The organism is Microcoleus sp. PH2017_09_SFU_O_A, from assembly GCF_020738625.1.
Taxonomy (GTDB): Bacteria; Cyanobacteriota; Cyanobacteriia; order Cyanobacteriales; family Microcoleaceae; genus Microcoleus.
On sequence record NZ_JAEQCF010000049.1, the window covers coordinates 36051 to 53693 of the forward strand.

At 45.6% G+C, this 17643-nt stretch carries 15 protein-coding genes; 9 read left to right on the top strand and 6 right to left on the bottom strand.

Features of this window, described 5'->3' with window-relative positions:
• Positions 1 to 119: 119 nt before the first annotated feature.
• From JGK16_RS18840 to JGK16_RS18855, 4 genes are all read right to left on the bottom strand, one after another.
• The gene (locus JGK16_RS18840) at positions 120 to 2312 is read right to left on the bottom strand and encodes a PAS domain S-box protein (RefSeq protein ID WP_293176173.1); all 2193 of its coding nucleotides are present in this window, start codon (positions 2310 to 2312) and stop codon (positions 120 to 122) included.
• A 288-nt stretch (positions 2313 to 2600) separates the two neighbouring features.
• Entirely contained in the window at positions 2601 to 3809 is a 1209-nt protein-coding gene (locus JGK16_RS18845) for an AAA family ATPase (RefSeq protein WP_293191152.1), read from the bottom strand.
• Between the two features lie 71 nt (positions 3810 to 3880).
• Positions 3881 to 4426: an RNA 2'-phosphotransferase gene (locus JGK16_RS18850; RefSeq protein WP_293191150.1), complete on the bottom strand. Its 546-nt coding sequence runs from the start codon at positions 4424 to 4426 to the stop codon at positions 3881 to 3883.
• Positions 4427 to 4728: 302 nt separating this feature from the next.
• Positions 4729 to 5280 (bottom strand): class I SAM-dependent methyltransferase, encoded by a 552-nt coding sequence (locus tag JGK16_RS18855; protein ID WP_366517168.1) that lies wholly within the window; start codon positions 5278 to 5280, stop codon positions 4729 to 4731.
• A 622-nt stretch (positions 5281 to 5902) separates the two neighbouring features.
• Here JGK16_RS18855 and JGK16_RS18860 point away from each other — a divergent pair.
• The 3 genes from JGK16_RS18860 to JGK16_RS18870 are packed head-to-tail and all read left to right on the top strand — an operon-like array spanning position 5903 to position 11127.
• Complete coding sequence (locus JGK16_RS18860) at positions 5903 to 8734, top strand: diguanylate cyclase (RefSeq protein WP_293191148.1); 2832 nt, start codon at positions 5903 to 5905, stop codon at positions 8732 to 8734.
• A gap of 25 nt (positions 8735 to 8759) precedes the next feature.
• Complete coding sequence (locus tag JGK16_RS18865) at positions 8760 to 9341, top strand: Uma2 family endonuclease (RefSeq protein ID WP_293176183.1); 582 nt, start codon at positions 8760 to 8762, stop codon at positions 9339 to 9341.
• A gap of 55 nt (positions 9342 to 9396) precedes the next feature.
• Positions 9397 to 11127: a leucine-rich repeat domain-containing protein gene (locus JGK16_RS18870; RefSeq protein WP_293176185.1), complete on the top strand. Its 1731-nt coding sequence runs from the start codon at positions 9397 to 9399 to the stop codon at positions 11125 to 11127.
• A 92-nt stretch (positions 11128 to 11219) separates the two neighbouring features.
• Here the strand turns inward: JGK16_RS18870 and JGK16_RS18875 are convergent, their stop codons facing one another.
• Positions 11220 to 11426, bottom strand: coding sequence for a hypothetical protein (locus tag JGK16_RS18875; RefSeq protein WP_293176187.1), 207 nt, complete (start codon positions 11424 to 11426; stop codon positions 11220 to 11222).
• Between the two features lie 300 nt (positions 11427 to 11726).
• Here JGK16_RS18875 and JGK16_RS18880 point away from each other — a divergent pair, with 300 nt between their 5' ends.
• The 4 genes from JGK16_RS18880 (at position 11727) to purU (ending at position 14584) form a co-directional block, all read left to right on the top strand.
• Positions 11727 to 12020, top strand: coding sequence for a hypothetical protein (locus JGK16_RS18880; RefSeq protein WP_293176189.1), 294 nt, complete (start codon positions 11727 to 11729; stop codon positions 12018 to 12020).
• Positions 12007 to 12831, top strand: a complete 825-nt coding sequence (locus tag JGK16_RS18885; RefSeq protein WP_366034381.1) for a DUF6745 domain-containing protein — start codon at positions 12007 to 12009, stop codon at positions 12829 to 12831. The genes JGK16_RS18880 and JGK16_RS18885 overlap by 14 nt, the downstream gene beginning before the upstream one ends.
• Positions 12779 to 13144 carry a DUF6745 domain-containing protein gene (locus JGK16_RS32775; protein ID WP_325315088.1) on the top strand — a complete coding sequence of 122 codons (366 nt, stop codon included), beginning with the start codon at positions 12779 to 12781 and terminating at the stop codon, positions 13142 to 13144. Before JGK16_RS18885 ends, JGK16_RS32775 begins: the two co-directional genes overlap by 53 nt.
• Before the next feature lie 585 nt (positions 13145 to 13729).
• Positions 13730 to 14584 carry a formyltetrahydrofolate deformylase gene (gene purU, locus JGK16_RS18890; protein WP_293176191.1) on the top strand — a complete coding sequence of 285 codons (855 nt, stop codon included), beginning with the start codon at positions 13730 to 13732 and terminating at the stop codon, positions 14582 to 14584.
• A gap of 313 nt (positions 14585 to 14897) precedes the next feature.
• On the opposite strand, the gene JGK16_RS18895 is transcribed toward purU, so the two are convergent.
• Positions 14898 to 15809 (bottom strand): hypothetical protein, encoded by a 912-nt coding sequence (locus JGK16_RS18895; RefSeq protein WP_293176193.1) that lies wholly within the window; start codon positions 15807 to 15809, stop codon positions 14898 to 14900.
• A gap of 371 nt (positions 15810 to 16180) precedes the next feature.
• Here JGK16_RS18895 and JGK16_RS18900 point away from each other — a divergent pair, with 371 nt between their 5' ends.
• Complete coding sequence (locus JGK16_RS18900; protein ID WP_293191146.1) at positions 16181 to 17116, top strand: class I SAM-dependent methyltransferase; 936 nt, start codon at positions 16181 to 16183, stop codon at positions 17114 to 17116.
• A 196-nt stretch (positions 17117 to 17312) separates the two neighbouring features.
• On the top strand, positions 17313 to 17636 hold the full coding sequence (locus tag JGK16_RS18905; RefSeq protein WP_293191144.1) for a hypothetical protein: 324 nt from the start codon (positions 17313 to 17315) through the stop codon (positions 17634 to 17636).
• Positions 17637 to 17643 lie beyond the last annotated feature (7 nt).

Genomic DNA, 17643 nt, shown 5'->3' on the forward strand with positions numbered 1-17643 from the left:
CTCGTATAAGATTCATTCCTGACGCACCTACAAAACTTAGTGAAAAAACATTAGTCCTTAGTCGCCACATTCTGATAGGAAAAGCACCCTCAAATAATTCCAGGTTTGGATCGAATCGATTAATCGTTACCGATCGCAATTTTAACGATTAACTCAGTTCCCTCTCCCGGACGAGAAATACACAGCAAGTCACCACCATGCTTTTCTACTACCAAATGCTGGGATATTGCCAATCCCAAACCTGTGCTCGTGGCCTGACATTTAGTGGTAAATAAAGGGTCAAAGATACGGCAGAGAACTTCTTCAGTCATTCCAGGGCCGTTGTCGCTAATGGCGATCGCCACTTCGCTCTCCCCTATCACTTCTGTCCGAATCCGAATTTCGGGATTGAATATTTCAGTTCCCGAGCTACCGGCAGACAACAAAGACTGATTTTGGATTGTACCATACTTTTCCGGATTTCTTCCCTCTGCTTCCAAAGCGTCGATCGCATTTGTCAACAAGTGCATGAACACTTGATTTAACTGTCCCGGATAGCAGCGGACTCGCGGCAAATTCCCGTATTCCTTAACTAGAGAAATACCCGGCCGTCCCCCTTTAGCTTGGAGGCGATTTTGCAAGATCAGCACAGTGCTGTCCAAACCTTCATGGATATCCGCAGGCTTCATTTCAGGTTCGTCAGTACGCGAGAACAAGCGGAGCGATCGCACAACATCCCGAATTCTCTCCGAACCGACTTTCATTGAATTTAGCAGTTTTGGTATGTCTTTTTTGATGAAGTCTAAGTCTAATTCTTCCATCAAATCTTGAATTTCCGGAGCTGGATCGGGATAATTTTTTTGGTAAAGGTCGATCGAACGCAGCAGTTCTTGAATGTAGCCAGTGGCGTGGCTGACGTTGCCAGAAATGAAACTAACTGGATTGTTGATTTCATGCGCTATTCCTGCTACCAACTGCCCTAGAGATGACATCTTTTCTGTTTGAATCAGTTGAGTTTGAGTTTGCTGCAAAACTAACAGCGTCCGCTCTAATTTTGCCGCTTGCTGGCGCAGGCGTTCTTCCGATTCTTGCAAAGCCAACAAAGACTGTTTGCTTTCTGTAATGTCCAATCCCACAAATACTGCTGCCGTATTTTTTTGATATTTTTGAGCCACAATTAAATAAGTTTTATTTTCTCCTCTGATGCTCGCTGTTACTTCTTGAGAGGTCTTATGGTTCGAGCCGACAAAAAAATCGTATACTAAGTCGTTAAATTTGGGACTTGTATCTAAAAAACCTACTTTTTTACCTGTAAATAGTTCCGCAGGCATTTGGTAAGCGGAAGCTAAATGTCGGTTTACTCCCAAGTAGCGCAAATCGGAACTTACCCAAGAAACTAATCCGGGCACCGCATCCAAGACGGCTTGAAGTTGCTCTTTTGCCTCTAAAAGCGCAGATTTTGCTGCGAGGCGAGCCCAAATGTCGCGGGCGATCGTGCAGCAGTATTCGCAGCCGTCGTATTCTAAATAATTGACTTGAACTTCGACGGGAAAACTGGTGCCGTTTTTAGTTCTATAACTGGTTTCAAAAGTAAGGTTGTTTTGCTGCTTGAGTTCAACCCAGCGATCTGGCCAATCCGATGCTGACAATTGCGAATCGATGTCGCTCAATCTCAGGTTTAGCAGTTCCGATTCCGAGTAACCTCCTCGATCGCAAGCCGCTTTATTCGCATAGCAAATTTGACCGTCGGAGGTGGTAAAAAAAACTGTATCAGCAGCATTGTCGAGGGCATTTTGAGTTAGTTGTAGTTTTGTTTCTAACTGCTGGCTTTTGCCACCGGGCCTCCATATATTGTAGAAATTTCTTTCTGTTATCTTTTCGGCAAACAGGATCAAACCGCCGATCGCACCCTCGTTATTTTTCCACGGCAAAAATACCCATTTTTCCGAAGCGCTGACCCCAACTTCGATTTTTCCTGCTACAGATACGGGCGATTGCCCTACGACAAACTCGCTATATTCCAAAACTCCCGCCAAACAAGCGCGAGCATTTTGGTGCCAATATTCCGGGAGATTTGGGAACAGTTCCCAATGAGACCGACCAAGGGCCTCACCGCCACCAAACCCGCAATCTGTTTCCCAGCGACGAGAAACCGACAGATAGCGCATTTCACAATCTACCATTGCCACGGCGTCGGCGGAGCGCTCCACAAACCGCCGAAATCCCTCTTTATTTTCGGACATGGCTGCATCAGGGGGTTGGTGGGCGATCGGGATTTTCCCCCCGGCATACCTTCCCAGTCGAATTTCTTGCTTAACTGGCTTAGTTTGCACGATTTGGGATTTCCTCCATAGCTGTCAAGTTTGAAAAATCTATTTCAGACCTAAAACACTCTTCCCCTGATTGGCTGTTTTGGGTGATACCCTTGGAGGGTCTCACCCATCAGTAATATCATTTTTTAGGGGATGTGTCCATAGGTACTTAATAAATTGTTCCCGAAACTTTGACATTCAGGAAATTTCCTCATAATTATTCAACATTTGAGGTGGCGCAGCAGTACGCGCGGCAAGGCTATCCCCCTTCGTGAATAGCCCAAAGTGTGTGAGACTTTACGTGCCTCGTCAAACAAATTTGTGCGTAAATTCACTGGTAAAATCCACTCTCCCTTTCCGCAGCATCGCAGGATCTAATCTTTCAATCGTGTTGCAAGTGAGTAGCACTACGAGTTTCTGCTGAAATTGAATCCCGTGCTCGTCCATCACGCTTTGATACAGAGTTCCATCCAGCAAACTCAAAATATGTTCAGTTTTGTTACTGCGTTGGGCCGCTGCGGTCGATCGATCTTGAGCCAAATTATCAGCCTCGTTGATAATAATGCAAATCCGCTCCAAATAACTCGGCGGCACAAAATTTTCCACAGCATCATGATCTAAGATAAAGATCACATAACCCAGCGGCACTAAAATCTCCTTTGCTACCGCTTGAGTCCAAGCAGTTTTGCCAGTCCCCGGTTCGCCACTAACCAACACAGCCAACTGATTTTGGTCGAGAATTGCCTGCTGAACAGTATCAGTAAAACTTTGAACTTCCGCAGAAAAAGTCCGAATAGGGAAGTAACTGTGAACCTGTCCGACACGGCTTTTGTACCCGCTGAGAATCACCGCTAAATTATAAGTAGCCTTGCTAACTAACGGCGCAATATCTTTGCAGATCAGAGTGTAGCACCGCCGACCCCTGTCGTAGCTGTCAATTTGCAGCCAGCAGCCTGCTTGTCCCCAATAAGCATAAACAGTACCCAAAACTTCCAAGCGTTCCCAGCTAACAAATCGCTCCCGCGGATAAGAAAAATGCCGTTCCATAAAAAACTGGGTAATCACATCCGGTTTCCCCAGCAAATCCAGAACTTTGAAAACAGCAATCTCTTGGAGTTTGTTGAGAACGTAGTCGATGGGAATGCTAGCGCGGCTGACCAATTGAACAACAGGCGTTTCGGTGACTAAAACATCTTTGTAACGGTAATCCGGGTAAACTGGCTGCGGAGTAATGTAATCCCAAAACTCGTCTATTTCGTAGCGAGTATTTTCCGAAAATACATTTAAGATATTCGCCCACCAAGTATACTGGTGTCGTCCCATGGCATCGGCGATATCGCTGGCTGCATCTAAAGTTTTTTGAGCGAGTTCTACAGGGTCGCTAGATGCTAAGTGCAGCAGGTGTTCCCAATCAAATTGACGGTAGAGAGGTCGCCAGCCCGATCCTAGCAGCCCTCGATTTTGAGGGTTGTTTTGATTAAAATTGTTGTCGCGATCGCCCATATCTTCCGCACTCATCTTGTAAAACTCCTAGTTACTCTTATTTTAAAATATTTGCCGCACACTTGCTAGAACCAAACAGGATTTTCTCAATATACTTTTAGATAATTGGGCGGCACCATATCTACCAACCAAACTTTGTTATCCGAACAGTAAAATGTATGGCCGTCGCATTGCATTGCTGCGGTATCTACAATCAAGACTGCCGGGATGCCGTGTCTGGCACCTACTTTACGGGCTGTTTGAATGTCCGCCGACAAATGAACGTGATGCCGCGACATTTTCCGAATTCCTTCACTGAGAATAGACTCGACGGCAGTCTTACCTGTTCCGTGATATAAAATATCTGGGGGAACAGCAGGTTCTAACTGCAAGTCAACGTCTATACTGTGTCCTTGGTTGGCCCGAATTAGAGTGCCTGTCGAGTCGAAGGAAAAGCGCTGTTTGTCGTTTTGGGCGACTACTTCCTTGAGTTCGTAAGGCTGAACAGAAAAGTTATTTTTTTGGCAAGCATCGAGGAGTTCGCTAACAGCAATCCAGCCCCCCGGCGCGAGTTGAATGCCGATGCGTGAGGGCGCGTGGCGCAGGTGTTTGCTGAGATATCGGCTAATTTTTATTAATCGGGAATCGTTCATCCTTTTACTTAATTTATTGAGTTATTTTGTGGGTATATCGGGTTTATTTAATCTGTTTTTACTGGGAGAGGGATTGAGTGAAATTATGCGGTCAACTCAAGTATAATTTTTTTTGTATCTCTCGTTTATAGCTGAATCTCACTCCCCCTAAATCCCCCTTAGGTCGCAGCGTGGTTTTATTGTTGGGAAAGAGATAGGTACGTTGTTGGGCTTCAGCCCTCTTTATATATATGTCGAAAGAGGGCTAAAGCCCAACAACGTACCTTTATTAAGGGGTATTGTTTTTAGAAAAACTTTGCCTTCTACATGGGGACAATTCCGCCAAAAATAGCAAAATTGAGATAGCGCCAGTGACAAGCTGCGTCTGCAAAACCAGCTTCTGCAAGCCACTTTGTTTGTTCTTCGACAGAGGAAGGAATATCTTCTTTTAGATAGCTGTTAAAACACGCTGCATCGTCTTCTCCATTAGCTTTTATGTACTGCCGCCACAAATGTTCGTATTGCTCGGTTAGCTTTGGGGTAGCACCTGTGACAATATCTCGGATTAGCAAGATTCCCCCGGCATTCATTGAGTGAAAAAGTTTGTGAAATAGCTGTTTTTTTTGTTCGCCGTCGAGGTGGTGGATTGCCAACCCTGAAACTACTAAATCGTAGCCGCTGCCGAAATCATCTTCGGCGAAGTTTCCCTGCTGCAATGTCAGGCGTTCTTGGAAAGCGGACAAGTTAGTTTGACAAACTTTTAGCATATTTTCCGCCATGTCGAAGGCTGTGACTTTTGCTTGAGGAAATGCTTGCAAAATCATTGCAGACAGTATGCCAGTTCCCGCGCCTAAATCTAGAACTTTAATTGCAATATTATTTCGTGTTGCTCGCGATACTGCGGAATGAGGCGGGGAATTAAACCGTCATAATCAAATGCTCTTTGTTCAAATTGCTCGCGTACTAAGTCTAAATTCATAGATAAATTCACAGAAACTTTTCCTCAAACTTTTAATGGTTGAGTGCGTTAATGCAGTTGGGCTGCTCTTTGGTTAAATGTCGTATTACATTTTATAATACAAAACATTTACAGACCTGTCAAGAGGTAGGAGAAAATAATTTAACTGAAGTTGCTGACGATCGCAAAACACAGACTTTGTTAGCCATTTCCCAGCCAATTATTTGGGAACTGTCAAGCCCTGCAAATATATCTGGGATGTGGAGTTGAGGCAGAATGCGGGAGAGTCGAAAGCCTGGGGCAGAGATTTTGTGCCAGATGCGGCATGGTAATTTTCAGAAAAAAGTTGGGTTTTTGCAGCCAGCGGCCCAGCGGGCAGATCTGAGAAAATCTGTCTTCAGATTGACCAATTTTAGTCTAAACTTCAAATAAAATTTCAGGTGACTCCAGTTTTCCAAAATAGTGCCACTGTAGGCAGCTATCCCCAACCCCGATAGTTCTTGTTCATTCCTCATCTAAAATCTCGAATCTCAAATGGTATGACTCCTGAGTGGATGTGCTGTTTGCCGAGCATTCATGAAAATAAAAATATACAAAATATTACACCTGCCGGTGCGGAAAAAACAGTGATAATTAATCAGGATGCGAGTAGATTAGGTGTCAGTCATCAGGGGACAATAGAAGCAATGGAAATTCAAGAGCGGAGCCAGGAGCGGCGCGATCGCCTCAGTCAAATTTCTACGATAAAAGAACTAGATTCGTCGCTGCAAGAAGGTTTAGATTTTAAAGTAGCGATCGACCAATCGGCACTGGCGGTGAGAACCGACGCCCGAGGAATTATCAATTATGTCAGCGATCGACTGTGCAGCATCTCTAACTATTCGCGTATTGAACTAATAGGCAGCCATTTTTGCATCCTCCATTCGGAATATAAGTCTTCGGAATTAATCAAAAATCTGCTGTCAACAGTTGCCAAAAATGAAGTTTGGCAAGGAGAAATGAAGAACCAAGCCAAGAATGGCAGCGATTATTGGGTGCACGCAGCAGTAGTTCCGCTTTTGGACTTTAACGGGAAACCCTGTCAGTATTTGGCGATCGGATTTGACATCACCGATCGCAAAGCCGTTGAAGCAGCCCAAGCCGCAGTCAACCGCGCCAAAGACGATTTTTTGGGCATTGCGGGACACGAACTGCGATCGCCCCTGAGCGCGATTTTGGGATGGGTGCAGCTAGCTCGATCGCGCAAGTTAAACGAAGCTACCACCAACCGCGCTTTGGAAATCATCGAGCGCAACGCCAAATTGCAAAACCGCCAAATAGACAATCTCCTCGATTTGAGTCGGCTGCTGCGGGGGAAAGTCCGCCTGAACCTGGCTCGGGTTCACCTCCCATCTGTCATAGAATCGGCTATTGAGACCGTCCGCCCCGCCGCCGAGGCCAAAAACCTCCGCGTAGAAACACAGTTCTACCCGGGCGTCAGCTACGTTGTGGCCGATGTAGAGCGCTTGCAGCAAATAGTCTGGAACCTCCTGGCCAACGCCATCAAATTCACCCCAGAATCGACACCAGACCCAGTTGAAGTGCGGATCGAGCCTACAGAGTCGGGTACCTTGATTCGCGTCAGCGACAGCGGTTGCGGGATTGAACCCAAATTTGTGCCGCACATCTTTGACTACTTCCGCCCCGCAGATAGCTTTCAGTCGAAGGAACAAAATCGGCTCGGGTTGGGGCTCTCAATTGTGCGGCATTTGGTGGAACTGCACGGGGGAACTGTTTGGGCTTCCAGTCCCGGCCTGGGTATGGGGACGACGTTTGGGGTGCTGCTACCCGTAGCGCACAGCAACAATTCGCGCGACGATCGCAAAAGCGCGATCGGCCGCACCGAAAACCACGCGGAATCGGTTCCCAAACCCTTAGCCGGAAAGCAAGTGCTGGTGGTGGAAACCAGCGCCGAGATTCGGGAATTTCTCAAAACTGCCCTGGAAGCATTTGGAGCCAAGGTAACAGCGGTGGGTAGCGCTTGCGAAGCGATGGCGCAGTTGGAACAGTCGCGGCCCGACGTGTTGGTAAGCGATATGGCGGTGTCGGAAACAGACGGCTCCGATTTGATCCGCCGCATCAGAGCCATGGAAATGTCCGAGCAAAGGGAACTGCTGCCGGCGGTGGCCCTGACGGGAGGCGTCCGTGAGGAGGATTCGGCATCGGCCCTCTCTGCGGGGTTTCAGAGGCATTTGTCGAAGCCGGTGGAGGCGAATCTGTTGGTAAGCGCGATCGTCCAATTGGCAGGGATGAGTGAATTTGGCTGCTCAGACGAGGGAAATGTTGGGGCGATCGCCCCGCTGCCGGACTCTAACAGTTGTGACGACAAAAATAATGGGGGACAATTAACGCCTGACAGCCGAGAGTTACCGCTGTTGCTGGTAGTAGAAGACAACTATTCTCTGCTGGCTTACCTCCAAACTTTATTGAGTCCGTACTATCGAGTTGCGGTGGCGATGGACGGGGTTGAAGGTTTGGAAAAAGCCAAAAGTTTGCAGCCGAATTTGATTTTGAGCGACCAAATCATGCCCCGACAAAACGGACTGGATTTGCTCAAAGAGATTCGGAATACGCCGGAGTTGAGTTCGACTCCAGTAATCTTTTTGACAGCGCGATCGGGCATGGAAGCTCGGATCGAAAGTTTGGATGCTGGTGCTGACGATTATATTTCCAAACCTTTTGACGAGAGGGAACTGTTGGCGAGGGTTAGAAACTTGCTGAGAACCCACGCAGCCGAACAGCAGTTGACGGTGCTCAACCGCCAGTTGCAGCAGCAGAAACGGCAGTTAGAAACAGTGAATCGAGCCTTGCAGTATTTGGCAACTTACGACAGTTTGACTGAGGTAAGAAACCGCCGCTTTTTTAATGATTATATGGATGCGGAATGGCGGCGTTTGGCGAGGGAAGAAGCGCCGCTGTCTTTGATTATGTGCGATATCGATTACTTCAAACTTTACAACGACACTTACGGCCACCAACCGGGGGATGAGTGTTTGCGGCAAGTGGCGCAGGTTCTCCAGTGTTCGGTAAAGCGATCGGCTGATTTAGTTGCGCGTTACGGTGGAGAAGAATTTGCGGTAGTTTTGCCGAATACGGATATTGAAGGTGCGGCTTGCGTTGCTGAAAGGATCGCTCAACAGGTGCGGGATTTGCAGATACCTCACGCGCAGTCTGGTGTCAGCGAATATGTCACGCTGAGTTTGGGTGTGGCTTGCTGCATTCCGGCGCCGATGTCGCAGCCTGCGACGTTAATTGCGATCGCCGATGAGTCGCTGTATCGCGCGAAAGCTGCTGGGCGCGATCGGGTTTCGGTTGCCGCATTTCTAGGATAATATAATAGTTAAAGGAGGTCGCGCCATGACACTAATATTAGATAAGCCCAAAGACCAACGGTTAACTCACTCCGGGATTGATTGGCAACAATTCAAACTAATCGAACAGGGATTCTCCGACTCCCCCGGTATCAGACTGTTTTATTTCAAAGGCGAGGTAGAAATTTTGGCAGTTTCGCAAGAACACGAATCATTCAGCAGGACGATCGCAGGTCTGCTGATGGACTACTTTGTGGAAAAAGACATCGAGTTTAACCCTTTGGGTAGCTTTACTCAAGAGAAAGGACAGGAAGTCTCAGTACAAGCTGATGAATCTTTTTTAATTGGAAAATCAACAGGTAAAACCCCCGATCTTGCCATCGAAGTAGTATTTACCAGTGGGGGAGAGAGCAAGTTGAATCGCTACCAAGCCTTGGGAGTACCGGAAGTTTGGTTTTGGGAGGATGGATTATTTGGTCTGTATCATTTGCGATCGCACGGCTATGAAAAAATTGCCCAAAGCGAAGTTCTGCCAGACTTAGATATTAATTTATTGTCTCGGTGCTTGCTGATGGCTTCTAGGATTGAAGCGGTTAAGGAGTTTCGGCGCGGGATTTCTGGGGTTTAGAGGAAAAGTTGACCAAGAATTCTTATTTTCGTAAAAAATTTAAAATCTTATTGCCATGTCAGAACAACAGCCCAATCCCGCAGAATTCAGCAGCTTTGCCGATTGGTGCTTGCACAAAAAAAGCCTTTCTCCCGAAGCCAGACATACTGTTGAAATGTTGTTAAATTATGCTGGGACTTCTGATATTAATGAAGCGAACCGCATACTGTCAAGTAGGAAAAAGAAGAAGCTATCGCTGGGCAACAATCAAATATCAGACCTTACGCCACTGCAATCTCTGACTAATGTGACTAAGCTGAATCTGGACAACAATCAAATATCAGACCTTACGCCACTGCAATTTCTGACTAATTTGACTAAGCTGTCTATGTGCAACAATCAAATATCAGACCTTACGCCACTGCAATCTCTGACTAATTTGACTAGGCTGTATTTGTACCGCAATCAAATATCAGACATCACACCACTGCAATCTCTGACTCATTTGACTGAGTTGAATCTGGACAACAATCAAATATCAGACATCACACCACTGCAATCTCTGACTCATTTGACTGAGTTGAATCTGAGCTACAATCAAATATCAGACATCACACTCCTGCAATCTCTGACTCATTTGGCTCATCTCGATCTGATGGGCAATCAAATATCAGACATCACATCGCTACAATCTCTGAAAAATTTGACTTATCTGAATCTGGACTCCAATCGAATATCAGACATCATACTGCTGCAATCTCTGACTAATTTGACTTCTTTGTATGTAAACTTTACACCTGAACAGAAGGCTCTCATAGAAGCCTATGAGAATTCGTGGGGAACTCTTGCCCACTCTACGGAACCCATCTCTTACCGCAAAGCCGCAGCCGCCCTTAAAGCTGGCTACGAACTCCTCGGTGTAGAAGCCCCTGAAATCACTTTTTGCAGTGGCCCTCACTCTGCATTAGTACAATTACCCATGTTGAAAAAATCTAATAATAATGATTTGATCGATCGACTTAAAAAACAAGTAAAAGATCCACTATTACCTTTGACATTCACAACAGAATTCCAGCAGCTATCTTCTTCATATTTTCTTAGATGGGAGGAACAGCTTAAACAACAATTAAGAGCAGATTTTTCTAACTATAAGAACCACTTAATGTCGATAGTTAATCCGAGATATGCCGTTGATGCTGTCACTGTTGCTGAATTTTGTGTTTCTGCCTTGGGCATTGTTTTGAAGCCAGAGGCACAAAAAGCTTTGGAATGCCTCAAACAGATTTTAGTAGAATGTGGCTGGATTTTGACGTTTGAGAATGTCTGCTATGTGTGCGATCGCCCAACCAAACTCTCCCTCGACAGCGAGTACCGCCTCCACGCAGAAGGGGAAAGCGCGATCGCATTTAGCGACGGTTACAAACTCTACTCCTACCACGGCGTAACTTTGCCCGAAAAATACGGACAAATTCACCCCAATCAATGGGAAGCTACCTGGATTTTAGAAGAAGAAAATGCCGAACTCAGGCGAGTGTTAATTCAAGGAATTGGTTACGATCGAATTTGCCAAGAATTGCAAGCAACAGATTTAGATACTTGGCAAGAATACACGCTGCTAAGAATCGATGCTGATATTGATGGCTTCGATACCGATGAAAAAGAGCCAATTTATTTGTTAAAAATGACTTGTCCGAGCACCGGATTCATTCATGCTTTGCGAGTTCCGCCCGATATACAATCTGCAAGGGAAGCAATTCGTTGGGTGAATTGGGATGTCGATTATGAGGAGTTTTCGGTGCAAACTTGAAGTTTTGGGGAAGTTAGAAACCTCGTTGATAAGAGTCGGCGGTTGAAACCGCATCTATACAAACAATGTCCGAGCGAGCGAGGGACTGAAGACTAATCTTTGTATTCTTTCATTTGCTGGCGAATGGCTGCCTCAATCTTAGTATCGAAATCCGGATCTCCCACTTTCGTGATGATTGAATTCGATCGCTCTTTCCGCCTGTCTAAGTAAGCTTGCAGTGCTGCTTTATCCCCGCGATTTTTCAGGAAATAACGCTTCAATTCTCGATCGCCCATTGCAGTATAATCTACTTGGCTCATTGTAAATTAACCGTAATTCATGTAGGGGCGGGTTTCACCAACAATCTTTCATTCACACCGACAATATCTATAAACCCGCCCCCACCCAGGCGACTTTCTCGAAACTGGCATCAATTATAGCATTTCTATTGTCGATCGCACTTTCACCCTCGAACCTAACCCCTGTCAGTACAGCAAACAGTTATGGAATATGGTCGATCGATCGCCATTGACGTTCCTGTATTACCAATGTAGTATATAATTACGGTAGAAAAGCCCGATCGACTTACCAAAACCAGCAAACAAAATTAATAAAAACCTATGCAACCAATCCGACAAGGCGACGTAATTCTCACCCCCGTACCGCAAATCCAAGGTGACAAAAAACCTCATCTCACCCTCGCCGAAGGTGAAGTCACCGGACATTCTCACCAGATTATTGAGGGGCAAGCTGAACTGTACGAAAAAGACGGCACCCTGTACTTGCGAGTGCTTTCGCCGACAGCTTTATTGAGTCACGAAGAGCACAAAGCGATCGCAATTCCTGAAGGTAATTGGATGGTGCGGATTCAGCGCGAATACGAACCCCAAGGCTGGAGGTATGTCGCAGACTAAGGTTAAAAAACTCACGCCAGCACAAGAGGCTCTGATTCGAGTTTATCGCGACAAGTGGAAGGCGATCGCACTTTCGACTGGCCCGATCGATCGCTCTCAAGCTGCGGAAACTATTACATTAGCTTACAGGGCGATCGGCAAACCAGCACCGGAAATCATTTTTTGCGATCGTCCCTACCAAGCCGCTAACATCATCGCCAGCCACGCAGACAAGCCCAGGAGTCACCTGCGGAGCCAATTAGAGAGCAAACTTCGCAGCGAACTTGAAAAACAACTGCTGACTTGTCTGCGCGGACAACTAGAAAACCAGCTAAAACGTCAACTGCAAAATCAACTCGAAAATGAACTTTACACCCAACTGCAAAGCCAACTGTGGAGTCCCCTGCGCGATCATTTAGCGATGGAAATAGCGAGCAAATTGCCGATCGATTTAAGGGGACAGCGGGCCCGGTATTTGCACTACACCCATCTCAACAAACAACTAGATAATTGCATTCAACCGGAATTGTGGGCTAGTGGCGGGAGTTTGTTAGATTTTTGCATTTCTGTGTTGAATTGCGCGCACTCCTACGGCAATATCTGGACAATTTTTCAATCGCTTGTCAAGACTTGCGGCTGGATTTTTCCCTATGACAAAGTTTGTGTAGTGTGCGAAAAGCCGATCGCACTTTCGGCAGATAGCAACCACCGCTTGCACGCCGGAAGCAGCACCCGCCGTACAATTTGCCGACGGTTTGGCGATTTACGCCTATCACGGCGTGATTTTACCCGAATGGTACGGCCGCCTGCAACCCCGCGAGTGGCAGTCTAAATGGCTGTTGAAGGAGCACAACGCAGAGGTTCGGCGAGCCTTAATTCAGGGCATCGGGTGCGATCGTATTTGTCAAGAACTAGCAGCCACAGAGTTAGACACTTGGCAGGAATATACCCTGTTAAAAATGGATTTTGAGGACGATTTCGACGCCGATGGGATGCCATTACCAGTTTTTTTGTTAAAAATGACCTGTCCGAGTACGGGGTTTGTTCATGCGCTGCGAGTTCCTCCAAATGTGACCTCTGCACAAGAAGCAATTCGTTGGGTAAACTGGGGAATTGAACCGGAGGAGTTTTCGGTGCAAACTTGAATATTTCTATTTACCTAAAAGTCAGTTAGTTCGTCCTTATGAAAGCCCGCCAGGGGTTTAAACCCACGGGGCTTTTAGCTAAAGTCCGTTTTAACGGACTGGTAGTATTAAAACACCTCACAAATTAACAGCCACTATTTTATGAAATTGCGCTCTTACTCTCCTTAATTTATGTTTAAAATCAGTCCGTTGAAACCGACTTTCGCTATGTATGAAGCAGGGGTTTAAACCCCTGCCGGATAGTGCCGCAGTCGCGTAGAAAGTTGATACTAACGAATGAAAATTAAATAACTTACAGTTTTTATTGTTCTTGTGAGATGGGCGTCCCGCCCGTCCTTTCTAGACGGGCGGGACGCCCATCCCACAAATATGTGTAAATTATTTAATTCGCGATGCTTACCTGGAGCTCACTGGCAATTAAATATCAGACATCAAACCGGAAACATCTCATTTTAACAAAAATCATTTTTTACAGTGCAAGCTGTCACCAGCTCGCGACAGCACTACAAAAGTAAAACTGAGATGCTCCATAGGACGACCGACCTGATATAATCAATTAAAAATTAATACCCTTGCCATTAGATCATGACTAGCCCTACTGCAACTCTTTTGATTTCCTGTCCCGATCGCAAAGGGCTTGTCGCCTTACTTGCTAATTTTATCGCTTCCCATAATGGCAATATTATCCACGCGGATCACCATACTGATTTTACCGCAGGATTATTTTTAAGTCGTCTCGAATGGCAATTAGACGGTTTTGACTTAAGCATTGAAGACATGACAGATGCTTTTAGTGAACTTGCCAAGGATTTACAAGCAAATTGGCAATTACATTTCTCTGAGGAAGTTCGACGGATTGCGCTTTGGGTAAGCCGCCAAGATCATTGCTTGTTAGATTTGATTTGGCGAGAACGCTCTAAAGAAATGCCTGGGAAAATCCCCCTGATTATCAGTAACCATGAAAAGTTAAAGCCCATTGCCGAACAATATGGTATCGATTTTGAGTATATTCCCATTAATAAAGAGAACAAGGCTATTCAAGAAGCACAACAGTTAGATACTCTCAAAAAATATAACATTGATTTAGTAGTCTTAGCAAAATATATGCAGATTTTGAGTCAAGATTTTATGAGCAAATTCCCCAATGTGATTAATATTCACCATTCATTTTTACCCGCGTTTGTGGGGGCAAATCCCTACGAAAGGGCTTATGAAAGAGGAGTGAAAATTATTGGTGCCACTGCCCACTATGTGACGCCCGATCTAGATGCTGGCCCGATTATTGAGCAAGATGTTGTGCGGGTGAGTCACCGCGATGAAGTGTCGGACTTGGTTCGGAAAGGTAAAGATTTAGAACGGATTGTTTTGGCAAGGGCGGTTCGATATCATTTACAAAATCGTGTTTTGGTTTATGGCAATCGCACTGTTGTTTTTGCTTGAATTTTTGAGTTGATTGGCTAGTGCGTTGCTCTAATTTTGGGGACGGGCAAGATGCCCATCCCACAACAAAAATGTGAGATAGGCATCTTGCCTGTCCAGCTATTTTTATAAGACGGATAATAAGCAATCCTGGAAAGATGCGAGGTGCCTGAAATAGCTCCTCGCATTTGATTAATCTCACGAGATTACCAGAAATAATTGATTGAAAGCGTCTCCGTTTTAGGGAGAAATTAAAATCAGACGATTCATTGCTCCAATCCTCGGACTTCCAGGTAGAGGTTGCTGTCAACTGTCAACTGTCAACTGTCAACTGTCAACTGAATGAAATCCGGGCGGATAATGTTTCGGCGTAAGCGCGATCGATCAATTGGCGAGCAACCGTCTGAATTCCGGTATGCTCGTAATAATTGGTAGTCATGTCCAAAAACGCGGCGACATAATCCAATTTGTCATCGGTAACATCGACGTATTGCTTGAGATTGCCTAAAACTGTGGCGGGAGTTAAGCCGCGAGATACCACTAAATTGTTCATCCAACCTTGGGCTGAGGCGAAGGTTGCTGTCACGAATCCGAATTTTTGGGCATTGTTGGCGCCGGGAATTAGGTTGCTGATGTTTTGAAAGGTTGAGTTTTGCTGCAAGGTTCCAGGATTTAAGCTGCTTAGGGTATTTTGCGCTACTTTGATAAAGTCCGGACCGAGGGGAATTAAGCCATCAGCGCATACTAATGCAGCCATCCGCATTAGAGATTCGCTTTTGTATTCTGATAAGTAATTGGCAAAGCTTCCCACGTTGTCAAGGGAAATTTTGTTGAGTTTGCAGAAGACGATGAGTTCGATCGCCACTTTGACGCATAAGTCGATCGTTTGAGTGGTGTCAGCCTTGGGAGTCAGGCGGCTCATAAACGACAGAAAGCCGATTTTTTCGCCGATTTTATTCGCCATAGCAGTCGCTCCTAAGGCACTGTCAGCGCTGTCTGCAAGCTGGTAAAGCTTGACTGCGCCTTGATAGGGTTCGTTGGAGTTGGCGTAAAGCTCGATCGCCCGGGCGCGAATTTTTTCCACTAAAGCGCGATCGGTTTCCCCTGTGAGCGATCGAATAGTATTATCAAAACCAGATAAATTATTCCATTCTCCCGGAACCACAAAATCCAGGGATTTGAGCATCATCACAGTAATCCCAGAATCCGGCAAATTATCAACCAATTCCACAATTGACTTGCTCACAACAAACTCCTAAATAACCATATTTGATAGTGTTCTTCCAAATACTCCAACTCCGACAAATCCGATTCCAGATTTCCCGGCCATCTCATCTGAGATCTAATGCTAATAGTCAGATTGGTTCGTAGTGAGGACTTTAGTCCGCATCCAAGAAAGGACAGATTGGCTTGTAGTGAGGAATGCGAGTCCGCATCAAAGAAAGGACTAAAGTCCTCACTACGAGCCTTGATTGGTTTGTAGTGAGGAATGCGAGTCCGCATCCAAGAAAGGACTAAAGTCCTCACTACGAACCTTGTAAAGTTTCCTTATATCAAATAAGTAAAAATGACCCAAGTGTGTTAAAATCGATAGCGCTAAATCGAAAACAATAAAATATGACTGTTGCAGTTAACAAAACTCCGGGATTAGCATCGCGTTTAGTAAATGGCGTACTCTCCATCAAACCTTTGGCCGCTCTAGCCAAGCACCAAGCGCGGGAAATGATGATAAACAGAGCCGAAAAAATCGGAGTGCATTGGCGAGAAGAAGCGCAAACACTTTTGTCCCGAAATTGGGATGCAGAATTGCTCAGCGTAGAAAATCCCGATTTGGTTTACCCGAAATATTATCTAACTTCATTCCACGCTTACGAAAAAGGTAATATGAGTTGGGAAGCTGCCACAGAAGTTGAAGTTGCAGCCCGTGCAGTTCATGCGGGAATTTGGCCAGAAGCGGGTGCAGAAGGCGATGCTAAACTCCGCGCTAGCTATCACGAAATCGTCAAAGCTCAAATTTCCCAAACACCGCAAGATATTGTCGATTTGGGATGCAGTGTGGGAATGAGTACGTTTGCGCTTGGGGATGTTTACCCGGAAGCAAAGATGACTGGGGTGGATTTGTCGCCTTATTTTTTGTCGGTTGCTCAATACCGTTCACAACAGCGAGAAGCGGAATTTTCTAATCAAAAATCTCCGACTTGGGTGCACGCTGCTGCTGAATCTACTGGTTTACCTGCGGCTTCTTTTGATTTAGTTTCTATTTGTTTAGTTTGTCACGAACTGCCACAAAAAGCAAGTAAGGAAGTATTTCGGGAAGCGAGGCGTTTGCTGCGCTCTGGCGGACATTTGACAATTATGGATATGAATCCTCAGTCGGAAGTTTATGCCAAAATGCCTCCTTATATTTTGACTTTGCTCAAGAGTACGGAGCCTTATTTGGATCAGTATTTTGGGTTGGATATTGAGCAGGCTTTGGTTGATTCGGGTTTTGCGGTGCCGACAATCACTTGCAATACTCTCAGACATCGGACTATTGTTGCTCAAGCAATATAGCGGTTTTTAGTTGACTGTATTTGAGATGCTTGGGTAGGACACGGCAGTGCTGTGTCCCTACTGTATTTTAATGTCAAAAATGTTGCGGTCAATGAGGCTCTAAAACTGGATGCGATCGCAAATGTGGTAGAATTAATACTTAGACAGCAGTCTTAGTTAGATCGTGTTGAGAGAAACCTAAAAAAAGGATATCATCATGAACCCGACAGCCCCCCCTCAAAAGGTCATTGATTGTTTGCAGGTTATTTTGGATGCCACAGCCTCAAAAAATTACGAGCTGTTTACCACGGTGGGCGATGCAGACTACAAAACGGGAATTGCACAAGAAATGTTCGATAATGTTAGCGATGAACTCGGTTCCCGCCTGCAAAACGGATATTCAATTAGTTATTTTGGTGAGTTGACACAAGATGGTTTTCAGGTTTATTTGTGGAAGCTGAGTTTTGCAGATGGTGGAGATGAATTTGTGGCACGCATGACTATGAATGGAGACAAGGTTGCTGGGATTTTCATAGCATGATGTCAGA